The following is a 14695-nucleotide window of genomic DNA, read 5'->3' as shown; positions in this document are numbered from 1 at the left end:
TATGAAGATTCAGGTGTATAGAGGGCAAGATGAAGGAGCAGAAATCCCATTGAATTCTTCAACGTTTACCAACAAGATAATGGGGGAGCATTCTCTTGCCTTCAGTTTTAAATCGTCATTAGATTTAGATATAAAAGTCAATGATACTTTAAATTACAAAGGGGAGGTTCTTACCTTAAATGAGACCGTTAACTTCAAAAAAGTTAGCAGATTTCTTTTTGAGTATGATTTTGTGTTTGAAGGTCCAAGACATAGCCTGTCACAGTTTTTTATAGAACATTTAGGAGCCCGTAAATTTAGCTTCAGTGGGACTGCTGAAGAATGGCTTCATCTCATTGTCGATTGTGCTAATAGCAAATCCTCGGGTTGGTCCGTCGGGGAGTTCGAAGATCTTGGACGTGTTACAGTTGAATTTGATTCAACATACATTTTGGATTGCCTCACTATGGTTGCCCAAGCCATGAAAGCTGAATGGGGAATAAAAGGGAAAGTCATTTCTTTGAAAAAAACAATAGGAACTGCACGCGATTTATCATTTAGCTACGGAAAAGGAAATGGTCTGTATAGTCTTTCAAGAAAATCGATTAATGAGAAGAAGATCGTAACCAGGGCGTATGCTAGGGGAGGAGATAAAAACCTACCTACAGGAATGAAGGATTATTTAAAGATTCCTGGGTATGTGGAAAAGAACGTAAATCTATACAGAGTACGTGAGGGCGAATTTGTAGATGAAAATATTTATCCAAAACGCACTGGTACCGTAACGGGCGCTACAACGATAAATAAACAATTATTCTCGATCATTGACAGCTCTATTGATTTTGATTTGAATAATCAGAAGATCGATGGAGAGTCGGCTTACATAGTTTTTAAATCAGGCTATTTAGAAGGTAATCAATTTGAGATTTCAAGCTATAATCATACTGACAAAAAGATTGTATTCAAGGCAAACGACGAGGGAAATGGAGAGTTTTTTCCGACTGAATCTGTACATGCTGAAGTAGGAGACAAATACACACTTATCGGTATACGGATGCCACAATCCTATATTGATGCAGCAGTAGCCGAATTGACTACTAAAAGGCAGGAGTATTTGGAAAGCAATAGTACGCCGCGTGTGGTATACGAGCTTGAAATTGATATTTTGGACCTCAAACGAAAGAATATCACATTAGATATCGGAGATACTGTTCGGCTGATCGATACTCAGAAGGGGATTGATGAACGGGTGCGCATTACAGAGCTTAGTTATCCTGGACATTTTCCTGATGTGCTTGAAAACGGAATGACATATAATGCGGTAATAGGAAATGATGTAACATACACCCTCTTTGAAAAAATTCAAAACGATATTAAAGAGAATAAGCAGATCATCACCCAAACCACTCGAAGGAGTATTGAAGAAGATAGGATTTTAGCTGCTAGAATGCGTCAGTTACAAAATCTTGTTTTCGATCCTGATGGTTATTTCGATAGCACTCATATTAAGCCAGAGTCCATTGAAACTTTAATGTTAAGTGTTGGGGCCAAATCTCAAAACTTTCTTTTGAACGGTGTTACTATTAACGTCAATAATGGAGATGACCCAAAAAGCGTTTTGATAACGGCAGGCCAATTGGTTCATCTGGAAGTTAAAATTGAAGGATTGGGTTATATATGGACTATACCTCAATTACTTAAAGGCGATCTTATAGCGGATAAACACTATTATGTTGCAGCTAGGTGTAGCCGTACTGCTCTAAATGGTACATGGGTAATTTCCGAACAGCCAATTAGTACAGAAAGTGAAGTTGGGTTTTATCATTTCAATTTAGGCGTAATATACTCCGAATTCCAAGGTAAAAGGGACTATAGTTTCACAAACGGTATGACCTATATTAATGGCGCTAATATTAAGACAGGTAAGATTTCCGCTGATAGACTTAATGTTTCTGAAATTGTAGTAAACGGTGGAGGGGCAACAGTGACTCAGATGGATGATGCTAAACAGCAGGCAATAGCGGCGTCAAAAGCTTATGCGGATGCAAATGACGAATTGCTTCAAGTTATCGCGGAAGCTTATGCAGATGATGTGGTTTCCAGTGAAGAGCAGGCACGTATACAAGATGCAACTCAAAAATTGATGGAGGCTAAACAACATGCCGAAAATGCAGCTAATAAAGCTCTAGAATCTTCTAAGAATTACACGGATGGTTTAATTAGTTCATTAGGCGATTTAGCTCACGAAGATCTGGTGGAGCTTGCAAAGCTAGGGGAAACTATAATTCAGGGTGGATACATAAAAGCCGAACTAATCGATGTGATTAGCTTATTCGCTCAATCGGCATTTATAGAAAATTTAATAGTGAAGCGGCTTTCCTCCGGTGTTGATGATGTCTTGCCACGATTACTTGCACAGAGTGGAGAGATCGGATTTTATAAGAATAGAAATGCAGAAGCAAATGTTTCCAATGCTCTGATAAGGATGGGATTGGAAGTAGGCTACATGCAATCCAATGGAAGCAATAAGCCTGGCTTATCTATTAGGGATAAAGATGGAGACGATAGTTACAGTGAAATTACTTCAGAGGGTGTATTTTCAAATGGGAGCAATATCAATGCTATTTCGGCTACATCGGGCATTAGTTCAGCTTTTTCGATAGCCGCACTTCTTCAAAGTAGAGTTAGTGGCAGTATTGGGACGCCATCAATAAACGCTGCAATTTACGGAGCCGATCAAACAAGTAATTCTAATGCGCCATACAGTGAAGGTTATGCGGGATATTTTCACGGTACAGTTTGTTTAAGTGGGGGAGTTATTTCGAGCCAGGGAGGGAGTAGTTCTAATGGTGATACCGTGCCAACGAGCTGCAGATATTATCAAATTTATCATGACAATATTTATTTGCCTAATGTGCCGATCACAGGGTATACTTTGACTATTAGAAACAATTCAACTTCATCGAAAACATTGAGAGGACAGGGGGGAGCTTTAATTTATGTAGGAGACGGTATGCCTAATTCTACTATGTATACCATGTCTCGAAATACAAAATTAGAATTAGTTTTTGATGGAACAAACTGGGTAGTCTATTAAAAAAAAGAGAATGACAGCAAAAGATAGAATAAAGGAATTACAGCGAGAAGTAGGAGCTGGTCAGGATGGGGGTATAGGTGAAGAAACCCTTAGCAAATTCGCGAAAAAATACGGAAAAACTCGTGTTCAAACGATTCATTTCTTCGCAAATATTCATCACGAAAGTGGAGGATTTACCCTTGAAAGGGAGAATATGAAAGATTATTCTCCTAGACGAATAATGGAAATATTCGGTGTTGGAAAGCACTCCGCTAAAGTTACTTTAAAAGAAGCCGAACACTTGTCAGGTAAACCTTATGAATTAGCTGAACGTGTGTATGGATTAGGTAATCCGAAAAAGGCAAAAGAACTTGGCAATACGCGACCAGGTGATGGTTGGTTATTCCGTGGGGGAGGTTCCTTACAAACTACAGGAGGTAGGGATTATATGCGTTACGGCGGACCTGAACTTTACAACAATCCGGATAAGATTGGACAGTCGGCATACTATTTCACAACAGCTATTAAAGAGTTCGATGAAAAGAATATTTGGGCAAAAGCAGAGGATCTTTCAGAGCAAAGCATTCGTTCGGTTTGTCTTGCTGTGAACGGGGGATATAACGGCCTTGACGACCGTCGGGCTAAGATTAATTATTATGCTAGTTTGTGGAAATAATGGCAGAGAATAAAGACGATTTCATCGACAGAAAAATAAATGGACTGGGAAAGTTTACAAAGTGGATAAAGGACAATCCACTTGCTTTCCTATGTGCTGTACTTGCTGCTTTGCTATTTGTGTTCGTGTGGCTGTACGTGTGTGCTAAAAACGAAAATATCGATCTTTTGAAAGACACTAGCAAGCAAGTTCAGGACGAAATACGAAAACAATTGCCTGTTGAGTTAAGGCCTGCTGTTGAACAGGAGGTAATCAAACAAACAGCGCCAATGCGAGAACAAGTGGATACAACTACCAGTCAAATAAAACAGATCATCAGGGAGGTAATAAGATGAAAAAATTAGTATTGTTATTAATGCTATTAGGGTCGGTTACTCTGATCTCATCAAACGGAAAGCAAAAGGTGAATAAGCCCGATTTAGTAAACAGCTTAGATAGCCTAAAGCAGTCGGTTATCGAGCTTAACTCAATTTTGAAGTATGCTAAATAAAATAATCGCATCGGTGGTCATAGTGATCGCCTTTGCTTCTTGTGGGCTATTCCGACGATCGACAAAGCATGTCGAAAAGCATTCTTTGGAAGTGGTAAGTAAACTTGATAGTTCACTTTCTGAAAAAACACTAAAGGATAGCCTACAGCGGATCGTAAAAGTTGACAAGGGTACAATAGTCACTGAAACTGAAACTACGACTGTAATCGAGAAAAAGGGCAGTAAAGTCAGTGGTTCCATTGGAGTGGAAAAGGTTAAATTAGGAGCGGAGATATTGCTCAAAGATAGCGCAGGGTTTAAGATATTGGTTCAACTCGATACCCTTAAGCAGACTTTGACGGTGCGATCGGAATCTCCAGGCGAAAAAGTTACGCAGCATACCAAGCAATCAGTCACTGAACATAAGGACTTGGCGCAGTCGGAGGAAAAGAAAGGAAGTGAGAAAGTAGAAAAGCAAGTAGCCACATCTCAGGAACATCGGCAAAAGGAGTCGACGAAGGTAGAGGACATTCAAAAAGAACCGAAAGGATCGATGATGATTTGGGGAGCTATCGGATTATTGATATTGATTTGTGGAATACTTTTTTTGAAAAAGAAGGGTGTAATATAGACATTTTTAAGGTTCTTCTGTCCTATCGGCATAAATGTTAGAGCCTGTTTAAATTTGACTATTTTTTTATTAAACGAAATAGTTAATCCAATAAGAATGCCTATATTTGCGTATGCGCCAAATTATTTACACCAAAACTATTCTTATTACGTTAGTATGCTGCTCATTGTCTTCTTGCTTAAAAAAAGATCTTTACTCGCGCAGTAAAACTGGAGATGGAAAAGAGGTATCACCGCCAGATAATGGCGGAAATACAACCCGGTATGCCTATCCCTTTGCTGAGGAAAAGACTGGACAAGAAGCGGAGATCATGATCGAATTTCAACCTGGACAAGGGATAACAGAAGCGCCAATTGTAAAGATTCCGCCACTAAAATATAACAAGAGCTTATTATTTATGCTCACACAGGACGACTGTAAACAATCAGCATTCAGCATGACCTGGGCAGCAATTAATGGTAAAAAGATCGATCGCTCGGACATTAAACGTAAATATTATTTTGACATTGAGCACCTGGAATCTGATGATATGCCCCCAAACAGTTACCTGCTGGGCAAAACACTGGGCGGTACCGATGGTTTTGGGAATGAGGTCAGGTTCCATTTTACCACCACACTGGCCCCTGAATGGGAGTTTATGGACGCTCCAACAGTCGTAAAAAAAGGTTTTACGGAAAACTTCTTCCGCTTCTATATGAAATCTGGCTTACGATGGAATAATGTGATAGAACTGGTCAACGATGGCAATGCCATTGCCTTCCACGACCTTAATACACCCGCAGTCAACAATGCTGATTCGCTGATCAAGCATTTCGACCTTGCGCAACAAATCACCAAAAAAAGATTGAATGGCCGAAACATCAAGTTTTTGGCTGAGCCCAATGGAAATAAATCTTATCTTCAGGCTGCGCTTGGTTTTCCAGCGATCCAGACCATGACTGCACAGAAAGGTGCGGATAAGCTCATCCCGTATCAAGTCAATTCACCCTTGCAGCAAAAGACATTGGAGCGGGTATTTGTCAATCGCACCGCCGAAGTAGAAAAACTGGTCAATGATGCTGCAGCTAAAGATGTCGATCACCGCGAAGCAGTCCACATTGGTGTGCACGAAACGGATCATGACTGGGCCCAGCTCCTGCTCTGGCTGAACAATACGTATGGAAAGGACGGTAAAGACATTTTGTGGTTTCCTTCGCAAGAAGAGTATTATGAATACAATTATAATAGGCAAAACAGTATAATTAGCAGCCGTATCGAAGGGAATAAATTAATCGTGAAAGTCAAATTTCCCAATCAATCGGACTTCTACTATCCGGCGCTAACGCTTAATATCAATGGATTGAATATGAACAGCATAAAGTCAATCTCCTCGAATGAAGCTGTAACAGGTTTGACATACGGCAGTTTTGACAAGGGGATTAGCGTAAATATAGATTGCCGTAGATTTTTACTACAGCATGCAACTAATTACGTAAATAGGTATCTATCACAAAAAAACGCCGCAAATTTGCTAGACGCAAAGTATCATGTCAACGCACTAAAGGATTCGCAAGAGAAGAAAAAGCTACTTAACACGCTTGGTATAGATTAAAGAGATATTAATAATGTCACACTTAAAATTTATTATGTAAACCTCTATTATAATAAAAACCTTTCATTTATTAAGGTCGAGCTTGATAACTCGGCCTTTTTTAATTTTATAAAAACCAAACGTTATTCAATATTGTAATATAGGTACTTTTCGAAGTAGGCAGTATTTAACAAACCTTGAGATCTCTCCCAGACTCAAGGTTTTTTTATTTAGCAAAACAATTCTAAATATTACTTGTTATACAAATTCTCAATAATAGGTAACTATAAAACATGTCTAGGTCGAGATTCTCAGTCTCGGCCTTTTTTTTAAACAAAAGTGGAATTGGATTTGTACTATAGATACTTTTCAAAATATAGGTTAATAATGGATAAAGCCTTGGGTTCCCCACTCAAGGCTTTTTTAATTTTTACCAAACCAAGAGTATTTTGCTTTTGTCCACTGATTGACGATCCATCAAAGTCTATCAGTTCAGTTGGTTGATTTATTTGTATGGTCAGGTGTAATGCCTGACCATTTTTCAATGTATATCCCGGTCCAGTATGGATCTGCTTATAATTTAGTTAGGGCTGGTCGCAAGATCAGCCTTTTTTTTATAAAGTAGGAATTTCCCCCGATTTGATATACTCAATCATTATATCAGCTTCATCCCGGGATAACCATGAGTTGTTATTGAAATGCACCCGCCAGCCTTCAGTTGTCATAGAGATACTGGTTATAAATCTTCTATTAATGTACACATGAAAATAGCCGCCCATGAGTGAGGTAATCTCTAAAACCTGTGGTACACCATCGACTTCAAAACCTTCGAATATCATCCTTTATCCACTTTAATTCACCCCGTTGGATCATACCGATATACTTTTGCACGTGATTGTCCGTCAAAAGGCTGTTGTCTTCAATATGATAATCGAAAGCCTTTGAAAATTTATCATAATCGATACTGCCAACATAGGCGTTATTCAGATAAATGTGCCAAAGGCTATATTTCTTGGCCCGCACTTCGACTACCTGGCGCTTGCCTTGGTGATAAAACAGCTCGGGCACATCGTGATCAAACCTGATTATCAACGCATCAATGCAAGCTTCTTTTATATCGTCGGCAAGTTCACCATACGCGAGTTCCCAAAACCCTTGAGCCTTCCGGAATACGTAAAAAGCAAGGCCATTTTTGTTGTATAGATGATAATCTTTCATGCCCATAGTCTTGTCGTGAATGCTCATTTGAACAAACATAACACGATTTCGGCAAAAGACTTCAAGAGGTTTCATGATGTAAAATTACTAACATTATTAGCAAAATGTCAAGATATATTTTAATTTTGATTTATGAAACTAAGCAAACAACCGCCAATTGGGTATATAGATCACATTAGGAAAACGGCTTTACTTGCCGCTCAAAATGTTGGAATAGAGACAGGTGCAAAGATACTTGAAGAAGGATTAAAAGCGTGGCCAGACGAACTGGAAGCCGCAATAAAATGGGTGGTGAAGGAGAGAAGAAAGAAACTTAAATAGCGTCTTGTATGTCGGGACGGTTAGTGTCAATGCCGCGCGCGGACGTAACTCTGAAAGTTTTGTGAGCTGACAGTTCGCCTTGAAAAGGAATTATTAATTGTTGAATTTCCTCTTTTCCTTCAGCAAATAGCCATTCATCACGTTTGTCAGATGGAATTATTAAGGGCATTCTCTTCTTTTCATTGTGAATTTCTTCAAGCAAAGGATTTGCATTTGTAGTGAGAATCGAAAAGGTAGGATATACAACACCAGTTTCAAAGTCACGAAACATGGTATAGACTACTCCCAAGGTAAGAATTTCTTTTGTTGGAGAATAGATATAAAAATTCTCTTTATCTACTTTCTTTTTAGGCTTCTCTTCTTGGTTTTCCGGTGCTAAATTGGGGTCATGCGGTTCAAAAAAACCGTTGACATATAATAAACCACGATGCGTTAAGATGTCACGTTTGAATGAGGCTTTTTCAAATATTTCTTCGCCAATTGCATTGAGTGTGTTTCCTGCTTTTTTCAAATCAGCATCACTCTTTATCCAATAGGGTAGAAAACGCCAACGTGCAGCAACAATACTGTCACTATCATTATTCAATGTAACTGGAAGGAATGGGGTATCAAATCCACTAACATGATAGATCTGATTGCCTTCGTAAATGACCTTTTTATCTGTTTTTACTCTTAGATCAGTTAATCCAGGAGTTGACACGTGGTAACACATATTTGATTATATTTACATAAAAGTACAAATAAAATGCGATTCGAAAAGGTTACACATGAAGTATTGCGCGAGTTGAAACGGAAAGGCTACAACGTACTTATCGCTCCTTCGGACTGCGAGGATAGCGAAAATGTAACCTGGAAGGCTATCGCGGTACCGAATGTTATGGAATGGCTTGTCGCATTAGACTGTGAGGGATGGACAAACGTACCGTTTCATGAGCCACATATATTGCCGATAGATGAAGCTTTGAACAATATCCGTGACGAGGACCTATTTGGAAGCGTATTTATAGAAGAATAATTATGAAAACATTGCAGGAATACTATAACGAAGTCGGAGAATACGGCCGTAAGCTATATTTGAGAAACGAAGCGATCCGCACTGGGAAATGGGATTTGTATGAAGCGACTGTACGAAAAGAATTTCCAAACGTTGCAGATGAAGAGATAAGAGAAGCCAGGGAGTCTGGAGAAAGAGTTGTCCTAATGACTAAAGATAAGCTTCGGGAGTGGATTACTAAAAACAAAGTCAATATGATCACGTCAGATCTATATGTCTTGGATGAAGGTACTATTTTGGAAGGATCAGTTGAGTCCGCGGAAGCCCTAAAGTATGTTCTTGGTGATGGATTAGAGGATATTATCGAATGTCACGTTTCTCCAATGGATGTGCTTAATTTGACTGATCATAAGGTGTATTGGGTTGATCCAATAGTAAAAGCCTAGATTGTTAGTCTAGGCTTAATAAATTGGTACATCAAATCCTTCTTTTATAAGGTATCTAAGCACTTCCATGTCTATATTTCTACCGTTATTAGCCAATTTTTGTAGGTCTTCATCTTTTCTATGATAGTGATAAGACAGGCTCTTAAAATTAAAAAAGAAAACAAAAGTTAGGCTTTCGATATTATCCTCAATTCTGAATGAGCGAAAATCAACTACCAAAGTGTCACTGAATAAGTTATTGTCAAATTCAATGATTTCAGGTTCATTCCAATATTGCATACTTGGGCAACAATGAATTATCATAATTATCTGACGGAGATTCTCTGCTGTCAATTCTTTTAGCTGTTTATTGCCTATTTCTATTGTCATAATGTTTCAAAATAAAATTTAACAGGTTTCTTAGTTTCCTCAACAAGGGCATAACGCTTTGCAAACTTGTATTGTGTGCTGTCTCTATTGAGTGATGTAATGAAGCCGCCAATGACCTTTCGGAAGCTTTCCAGACTCAATGAGCCTTTTATGGTATTGCAGGACATGCAGGCCGGAGTTAGGTTTTGAAAACAATCTCGTTCGGGATATTGGCATCCACCGTTTACCCAGTCGCGAACAAGTGGTTCAATGTGATCCGCGGCCCATCTTTGGCCAAGTTCGCATCCGCAATAAGTGCAGCGCCCCGAGTATTTTAGTCGGAGCGCTTCTCTTTGTTGTTTGGTGAGGGTCATTAATCATCCTCCCTTGTTACGATAGACGGTGTTTTACTAGGTTTGATATTGTCCTTAATGAAGTCGATAACCGACAAATCAATAGCATCATCTTCGTAATACATTTTCAGTTCCTCTACTTCGTTATCAGGAATCAAAAAACCACTTACCTGATCATCTTCATCAGATATACTGTTCCAAGAAATAACCTCTTTAATTGCTTCTACAAGGCTAAGAGCTAATACGGTATATGCTCTGCCGTTTAATGTCACCTCAAATAGGTGTCTTTCGTCTATTATTTTCATAAATTATTTGATTTGTTCTTTAAACCATATTATCCAATCGAACCCAAAAAATCCGATAGTAAATAAATAAGCATCAGTAGATACCCATCTTTGATGTATGCCTAGTATTAACCAATTGTCTGATCTATGAATCGTCCTTTCTGCCCACCGACATTTGAAGTAAGAGCGGTGATATCTGAATCTCATAGACAATCTTCACTTAGAATTAATACTTTGTCCCTCGCTAAGGTTTCACCGTCGGGATCTTCCTTAAAATTTATCTCCTCGACTCTCGCACAGTTTACTGGTGCAAATTGAAATCCTGTTTCACCTTCCTCGATAAACACATCCATGTGATCGGGTAAGTCGGCAATAGCCTGTTTTAATTGTTTTATTGTCATATCCAATTTTTGTTATCTGAAATTTCTCCAGCTAAGTCGCTGTCTCTTTGTCCTATCTCTTCCAAATGGACTAAAGCACATTGCCGAGCTTTGGTAAGGTTCTTTTGTCCATATCTATGCCTGTCTTCGTCGAATTTATAGTCAATAAGCTGAATGTAGAACTTATGAACTAGGTCGTAGGCTTGTTGTCTTAGTGTTACTTTTTTCATTTTAATTCCTCTATTTCGCATTCCCAGTCCATGCAATTACGTTCCTGAATTGTGTCTGATAGCCAATCGCCTGCTAATGGATACCGTTGGTCATTCATTTCAATGTCGTGACCATTGTCTGCTGCTTGGTTTAATTGATCCAATACTTTCTTTGGTAAGCTTATATCTCCTAAGCCAACCCGATATTTTACAGTTACTGTTAAGTGTTTTATTTTTGCCATCTCTCTTCTTCTTTATACCCCTATATGATAGGGGTGGGGTTAAAACTTCCAAGTTCGAGGACAACAATCTCATTACAGCGCGAGTGCCGAGACCGAAAAGTCATCACCTCATCTATCACACGGGATAGTTCGCGAGGATCGACACACTCTATCGATGCTGCTTCTTCCAATGGCATAGTCTCGCCGAAAACAAGCTCGATTAGTTGTCCTAGTTCCTCAGTGTTCATTTCTTTGGTTCTTCTTTAGTAATTCCGTATTTGTATTTCTTATCAATTTGGCGAAGGAAAATACGTTCATACCAATTTGCATTTCTTGTTAATTTTGCTCGTCCATGATATTGAGCAGAACGTATTTTGATAGTCCATTCTTCCATGTTTGAAAAGTGGTCAGTAAAATGAAGCCGATACCAAGCTTTGATGAGAGTTACCTTTTCTAGCCGTTTACAGAACATTAAAAGAAAGAGGTAAATGTATGTTGGTATTCCAATAAGAAAGCACACAATAGCGCCTCTCCAATCGTTACCTTCATTATAAATTGTACCTGCAATAAAAGAGTTTACGACAAAATAGATATAGATTAAGTGTATCATTTATCAGTTTCCTTTCTATCTTCTAATATTGATATACCAAACTCAGTAATTTTATCTGCTAAATGTGGAAGTGCAAATAAGCATACCAATTTATCCTTACCATGATCTTCAACCACCATTATGCTAATAGGGTCTTCATTATTCAAAATTTCCACTAATTTATTTGTATCGATATTCATCTCTTTTCTCCTTTCAGTGTGTTTAAAATGTAGTTGGCGCCGGTCTCAAAGGCCAATTCTTCGAAATAACCTGCTATGTCTTTATTTTCCATTGCAGCATTTCTAATTACGGTTATAGTGGGCAGCTCTAATTCTTCGAGCCACCAGTCAACCCATTTATTGAATTTAGTACCATGGAAGTTGACCAAACCAACACTTGTCAAATATCCTCCTTGAGTCTCAGGCAACCGCTCCTTTACGCTAACCTGTCTATATATTTTTTCCATTTGTTTTCTTATTTTGGTGTTATGAAAAGGCATACAATTATTTACCTACTTGGAACTATTATTATGATTGCGAACGCACTATTTTTAGTTCCATACCTAATTGAAGAATTAGGAAAGTCGATTGGTAAATAGCTTATCCATTTCCTTTCTTCGGATTTCTAGATGATTTTAAAGTTTTCACTATCAATACTGAAATACCATATATTAAAGATCCAACGGCCGATATCAGGTAGGCTATGTGATAAATTTTAAGCAGACTATTCATTTATAACCTCCTCTCGTTCTGGAGCAATATCATATACTCCTCGTTGAACTTCAATTGGTTCGATATTGAGTGTAGTTAGGGCCTCTTCTCTTTCTTTAATTAGCTCTTCCATTGCGCATCAATTTTTAAAAAAATCTATTGTGAAGTCGGCTATCGATCGATAGGGGATACCTTCATAAACAACCATACCCGTTGAAGACATCAAGGAGAGGAATGATTTGTATTCATTTATTCTTTGTTGTTTTGCTTCGCGCTTTTCCGACAATTTTAACAAGGGTTTTCTTACTGTATTAAACAGAGCCATTAGAACCTCCTTTCAATACTAATTTCGCTGAGTAAAGCAACTGAGTCATTTGCAGTTCCTGGTCACATAAAGTGATTCTGATGAGTTCTTTGATAAGTAGGGGCTGACTAGTTCTGATTTTAAAAAATAGTATGCTTGGATCCTCAATCAACCCCTCATTGGCCATGTTTTGCTTGATAACATTTGAGATGAAATCATTGTAGCTTTCTACTGAATTTGGATTCCAGTTTTCTGGATAAACAGAACTTGTAACTGGGATGCCTTTGTGATTAGTTGTTCCCATAATTAAAGTTTAAAAAATGAAAGCCTGATCGGGTTTAGAGGAGTGCAGCCTCCGCCCCCAATCAGGCTATTAAATTTCTTTCTGTTATCATTTCAATTTCTGCACTCTTGAATGATGATGATGCAAATATTGAAACTTATATAGACTTATCCAAATGGATATATCGATATATTTTGTAAGTAGTTGATATACAAATGAAAAATTTACAAATAATTTATAATTGTAAATTCGTTTATTTTTAAATATTTGATAAATAAGTTGTTGTGAAGTATAAGGAGAGATTTGACACATTAATCATGCTGCAAAGATACGTTTTAATATTGTATTTTTAACTATTTACGGTGATCAGTTTCAGGAGAAATTGCGGAGAGTAATGTTGGGGAAATCAACTGTTTTTAGCTTCTTTTGAAAACCTGTATGGTCTGAAATTTCAAAGGATGAAGAGGATCTTGAAATGACGTGTGAAATCCGGCAATGTGTGCAAACAATGAATTAATAAATTATAAATATTGTGTTGGTGATTTAAATTGGCTTCTTTTTTGTGGACAAGAGCTGAAATGAAATCAATTATGAAAAGAAATAGAATAACCGGTGTCGTTATACTTACAGTTGCTTTTTTATTTAATATCCAAGGAGCCTCGGCTCAATTTGGAGGGCTATTGGATAAGGCAAGCAAAGCCGTTGCTTCCAAGGGAAGCAAAATGTTGGGTTTGGATAAACTGCTAAAGGAACCAGAAGCGATTAGTACAAGTTTTGAAGATGTAAATAGGAAGGGGGAGCAAATGCCCGATTTTCAAAATACGGCTGTTTATAAACCTTTAGAAAATTTGCAAAAGAATGGCAATGATGGTTACTTATTGGAGGCTGGACATTTTGAAATGACCAATAAGAGCTATTGCTTGAAAGCAGGTACTTATGCGCCTTCGAAAGGTGATGGATATATGTATGCACCTACATTGGGCAAGAAGAGAGAAGTAGTCATTGCAATTTTGAAAAGTGCTGAAAAGCACCCGGAAGTTGCACAATCTGACATACAGATGCTATTGTGGACGATCATAGCGAAGACAAAATTTATTGATTATTCGGGTCCGGTGAAAGAGACAGCCTTAAAATTGCTTACAGCTGAACAAATTTTGCATTTGGAAGGTGGTGCGCTCGGCGTTTTGCCATTCGATGTTGTCCAAAAGGCAAAAGACCAAATGCCTCCTGCAGTACAGACAATCTTTGAAGCGGAAAATAATATTCGGCAGCTCGTTTCCTCAGGAAACTATTCGTACGCTGATTTTGAACAATATGCAATCTTAGCTGGTATGGCTGAACCTCGTACGGACGTTCCAAGTGGTATTTGGACGCTTCACCCCGATGGTTATTATGTTCGCTATTTTCCAAGTGGTTATGCGATTACCAAAGTTCAGGTGTATGTCCCTCAAGAGTTGATTACAAAATTGAATGGCAAGAAGCTTGTATACGATGCAACAGACGATATTGCATGTCCGGCAAATACGGGATCGCAACGATTAGCACAAACGAATGAACCGATTCGTGATTAAGATGTGAGGCATTGAAAGGTCGATAGGAAAGAGAAGGGTATAAAGAGGAAATTTAATGAATAA

General features: G+C 38.2%; 21 protein-coding genes. 9 read left to right on the top strand and 12 right to left on the bottom strand.

Annotation, left to right across the window (positions count from 1 at the left end):
* The first annotated feature begins 1 nt into the window (after position 1).
* From B3E92_RS01095 to B3E92_RS01075, 5 genes are all read left to right on the top strand, one after another.
* A complete protein-coding gene (locus B3E92_RS01095) occupies positions 2–3076 on the top strand; it encodes a phage tail protein (RefSeq protein WP_286894946.1) in 3075 nt (1024 codons plus the stop codon).
* Between the two features lie 10 nt (positions 3077–3086).
* Entirely contained in the window at positions 3087–3731 is a 645-nt protein-coding gene (locus B3E92_RS01090; protein WP_286894944.1) for a hypothetical protein, read from the top strand.
* Positions 3731–4066 (top strand): hypothetical protein, encoded by a 336-nt coding sequence (locus tag B3E92_RS01085; protein ID WP_286894943.1) that lies wholly within the window; start codon positions 3731–3733, stop codon positions 4064–4066. The genes B3E92_RS01090 and B3E92_RS01085 overlap by 1 nt, the downstream gene beginning before the upstream one ends.
* 144 nt (positions 4067–4210) lie before the next feature.
* Positions 4211–4831 carry a hypothetical protein gene (locus B3E92_RS01080; RefSeq protein ID WP_286894942.1) on the top strand — a complete coding sequence of 207 codons (621 nt, stop codon included), beginning with the start codon at positions 4211–4213 and terminating at the stop codon, positions 4829–4831.
* 112 nt (positions 4832–4943) lie between these two features.
* The gene (locus B3E92_RS01075) at positions 4944–6422 is read left to right on the top strand and encodes a hypothetical protein (protein ID WP_286894941.1); all 1479 of its coding nucleotides are present in this window, start codon (positions 4944–4946) and stop codon (positions 6420–6422) included.
* A gap of 593 nt (positions 6423–7015) precedes the next feature.
* Here B3E92_RS01075 and B3E92_RS01070 read toward each other — a convergent pair.
* Both B3E92_RS01070 and B3E92_RS01065 read right to left on the bottom strand, forming a co-directional pair.
* A complete protein-coding gene (locus tag B3E92_RS01070) occupies positions 7016–7240 on the bottom strand; it encodes a hypothetical protein (protein WP_286894939.1) in 225 nt (74 codons plus the stop codon).
* Complete coding sequence (locus tag B3E92_RS01065) at positions 7221–7694, bottom strand: hypothetical protein (protein ID WP_286894938.1); 474 nt, start codon at positions 7692–7694, stop codon at positions 7221–7223. Before B3E92_RS01065 ends, B3E92_RS01070 begins: the two co-directional genes overlap by 20 nt.
* Before the next feature lie 57 nt (positions 7695–7751).
* On the opposite strand from B3E92_RS01065, the gene B3E92_RS01060 reads away from it, so the two are divergent.
* The gene (locus B3E92_RS01060; RefSeq protein ID WP_286894937.1) at positions 7752–7940 is read left to right on the top strand and encodes a hypothetical protein; all 189 of its coding nucleotides are present in this window, start codon (positions 7752–7754) and stop codon (positions 7938–7940) included.
* On the opposite strand, the gene B3E92_RS01055 is transcribed toward B3E92_RS01060, so the two are convergent.
* A complete protein-coding gene (locus B3E92_RS01055) occupies positions 7933–8640 on the bottom strand; it encodes an SOS response-associated peptidase (protein WP_286894935.1) in 708 nt (235 codons plus the stop codon). The genes B3E92_RS01060 and B3E92_RS01055 overlap by 8 nt on opposite strands.
* 45 nt (positions 8641–8685) lie before the next feature.
* On the opposite strand from B3E92_RS01055, the gene B3E92_RS01050 reads away from it, so the two are divergent.
* Positions 8686–8955, top strand: a complete 270-nt coding sequence (locus tag B3E92_RS01050) for a hypothetical protein (RefSeq protein WP_286894934.1) — start codon at positions 8686–8688, stop codon at positions 8953–8955.
* Between the two features lie 2 nt (positions 8956–8957).
* Positions 8958–9380, top strand: coding sequence for a hypothetical protein (locus B3E92_RS01045; RefSeq protein WP_286894933.1), 423 nt, complete (start codon positions 8958–8960; stop codon positions 9378–9380).
* Between the two features lie 15 nt (positions 9381–9395).
* Here the strand turns inward: B3E92_RS01045 and B3E92_RS01040 are convergent, their stop codons facing one another.
* The 9 genes from B3E92_RS01040 to B3E92_RS01000 all read right to left on the bottom strand — a co-directional run bounded on the left by B3E92_RS01040 (position 9396) and on the right by B3E92_RS01000 (position 13082).
* Positions 9396–9749 carry a hypothetical protein gene (locus B3E92_RS01040; protein WP_286894932.1) on the bottom strand — a complete coding sequence of 118 codons (354 nt, stop codon included), beginning with the start codon at positions 9747–9749 and terminating at the stop codon, positions 9396–9398.
* Positions 9746–10102 carry an HNH endonuclease gene (locus B3E92_RS01035; RefSeq protein WP_286894931.1) on the bottom strand — a complete coding sequence of 119 codons (357 nt, stop codon included), beginning with the start codon at positions 10100–10102 and terminating at the stop codon, positions 9746–9748. Before B3E92_RS01035 ends, B3E92_RS01040 begins: the two co-directional genes overlap by 4 nt.
* Positions 10102–10386 (bottom strand): hypothetical protein, encoded by a 285-nt coding sequence (locus tag B3E92_RS01030; RefSeq protein WP_286894929.1) that lies wholly within the window; start codon positions 10384–10386, stop codon positions 10102–10104. The genes B3E92_RS01035 and B3E92_RS01030 overlap by 1 nt, the downstream gene beginning before the upstream one ends.
* A 182-nt stretch (positions 10387–10568) precedes the next feature.
* Complete coding sequence (locus B3E92_RS01025) at positions 10569–10766, bottom strand: hypothetical protein (protein ID WP_286894927.1); 198 nt, start codon at positions 10764–10766, stop codon at positions 10569–10571.
* A 205-nt stretch (positions 10767–10971) separates the two neighbouring features.
* On the bottom strand, positions 10972–11196 hold the full coding sequence (locus tag B3E92_RS01020) for a hypothetical protein (protein WP_286894925.1): 225 nt from the start codon (positions 11194–11196) through the stop codon (positions 10972–10974).
* 223 nt (positions 11197–11419) lie between these two features.
* Positions 11420–11569, bottom strand: a complete 150-nt coding sequence (locus B3E92_RS01015) for a hypothetical protein (protein WP_286894923.1) — start codon at positions 11567–11569, stop codon at positions 11420–11422.
* A gap of 212 nt (positions 11570–11781) precedes the next feature.
* Complete coding sequence (locus B3E92_RS01010) at positions 11782–11964, bottom strand: hypothetical protein (RefSeq protein ID WP_286894921.1); 183 nt, start codon at positions 11962–11964, stop codon at positions 11782–11784.
* A complete protein-coding gene (locus B3E92_RS01005; RefSeq protein WP_286894920.1) occupies positions 11961–12230 on the bottom strand; it encodes a hypothetical protein in 270 nt (89 codons plus the stop codon). The genes B3E92_RS01010 and B3E92_RS01005 overlap by 4 nt, the downstream gene beginning before the upstream one ends.
* Positions 12231–12785: 555 nt before the next feature.
* Positions 12786–13082 carry a hypothetical protein gene (locus tag B3E92_RS01000; RefSeq protein ID WP_286894918.1) on the bottom strand — a complete coding sequence of 99 codons (297 nt, stop codon included), beginning with the start codon at positions 13080–13082 and terminating at the stop codon, positions 12786–12788.
* A 569-nt stretch (positions 13083–13651) separates the two neighbouring features.
* On the opposite strand from B3E92_RS01000, the gene B3E92_RS00995 reads away from it, so the two are divergent.
* On the top strand, positions 13652–14632 hold the full coding sequence (locus tag B3E92_RS00995) for a hypothetical protein (RefSeq protein ID WP_115045738.1): 981 nt from the start codon (positions 13652–13654) through the stop codon (positions 14630–14632).
* Positions 14633–14695: the final 63 nt, after the last annotated feature.

This window comes from Sphingobacterium sp. UBA6317 (genome assembly GCF_002440385.1).
In the GTDB taxonomy this organism is placed as follows: domain Bacteria; phylum Bacteroidota; class Bacteroidia; order Sphingobacteriales; family Sphingobacteriaceae; genus Sphingobacterium; species Sphingobacterium multivorum.
This window is presented reverse-complemented; position numbering and strand designations above follow the sequence as displayed.

Bases quoted from the DNA above. Each gene is read 5' to 3' on its own strand.
- B3E92_RS01095 (WP_286894946.1), top strand. From the start codon at position 2: ATGAAGATTCAGGTGTATAGAGGGCAAGATGAAGGAGCAGAAATCCCA.
- B3E92_RS01090 (WP_286894944.1), top strand. From the start codon at position 3,087: ATGACAGCAAAAGATAGAATAAAGGAATTACAGCGAGAAGTAGGAGCT.
- B3E92_RS01085 (WP_286894943.1), top strand. From the start codon at position 3,731: ATGGCAGAGAATAAAGACGATTTCATCGACAGAAAAATAAATGGACTG.
- B3E92_RS01080 (WP_286894942.1), top strand. From the start codon at position 4,211: ATGCTAAATAAAATAATCGCATCGGTGGTCATAGTGATCGCCTTTGCT.
- B3E92_RS01075 (WP_286894941.1), top strand. From the start codon at position 4,944: ATGCGCCAAATTATTTACACCAAAACTATTCTTATTACGTTAGTATGC.
- B3E92_RS01070 (WP_286894939.1), bottom strand. From the start codon at position 7,240: ATGATATTCGAAGGTTTTGAAGTCGATGGTGTACCACAGGTTTTAGAG.
- B3E92_RS01065 (WP_286894938.1), bottom strand. From the start codon at position 7,694: ATGAAACCTCTTGAAGTCTTTTGCCGAAATCGTGTTATGTTTGTTCAA.
- B3E92_RS01060 (WP_286894937.1), top strand. From the start codon at position 7,752: ATGAAACTAAGCAAACAACCGCCAATTGGGTATATAGATCACATTAGG.
- B3E92_RS01050 (WP_286894934.1), top strand. From the start codon at position 8,686: ATGCGATTCGAAAAGGTTACACATGAAGTATTGCGCGAGTTGAAACGG.
- B3E92_RS01045 (WP_286894933.1), top strand. From the start codon at position 8,958: ATGAAAACATTGCAGGAATACTATAACGAAGTCGGAGAATACGGCCGT.
- B3E92_RS01040 (WP_286894932.1), bottom strand. From the start codon at position 9,749: ATGACAATAGAAATAGGCAATAAACAGCTAAAAGAATTGACAGCAGAG.
- B3E92_RS01035 (WP_286894931.1), bottom strand. From the start codon at position 10,102: ATGACCCTCACCAAACAACAAAGAGAAGCGCTCCGACTAAAATACTCG.
- B3E92_RS01030 (WP_286894929.1), bottom strand. From the start codon at position 10,386: ATGAAAATAATAGACGAAAGACACCTATTTGAGGTGACATTAAACGGC.
- B3E92_RS01025 (WP_286894927.1), bottom strand. From the start codon at position 10,766: ATGACAATAAAACAATTAAAACAGGCTATTGCCGACTTACCCGATCAC.
- B3E92_RS01020 (WP_286894925.1), bottom strand. From the start codon at position 11,196: ATGGCAAAAATAAAACACTTAACAGTAACTGTAAAATATCGGGTTGGC.
- B3E92_RS01015 (WP_286894923.1), bottom strand. From the start codon at position 11,569: ATGGAAGAATGGACTATCAAAATACGTTCTGCTCAATATCATGGACGA.
- B3E92_RS01010 (WP_286894921.1), bottom strand. From the start codon at position 11,964: ATGAATATCGATACAAATAAATTAGTGGAAATTTTGAATAATGAAGAC.
- B3E92_RS01005 (WP_286894920.1), bottom strand. From the start codon at position 12,230: ATGGAAAAAATATATAGACAGGTTAGCGTAAAGGAGCGGTTGCCTGAG.
- B3E92_RS01000 (WP_286894918.1), bottom strand. From the start codon at position 13,082: ATGGGAACAACTAATCACAAAGGCATCCCAGTTACAAGTTCTGTTTAT.
- B3E92_RS00995 (WP_115045738.1), top strand. From the start codon at position 13,652: ATGAAAAGAAATAGAATAACCGGTGTCGTTATACTTACAGTTGCTTTT.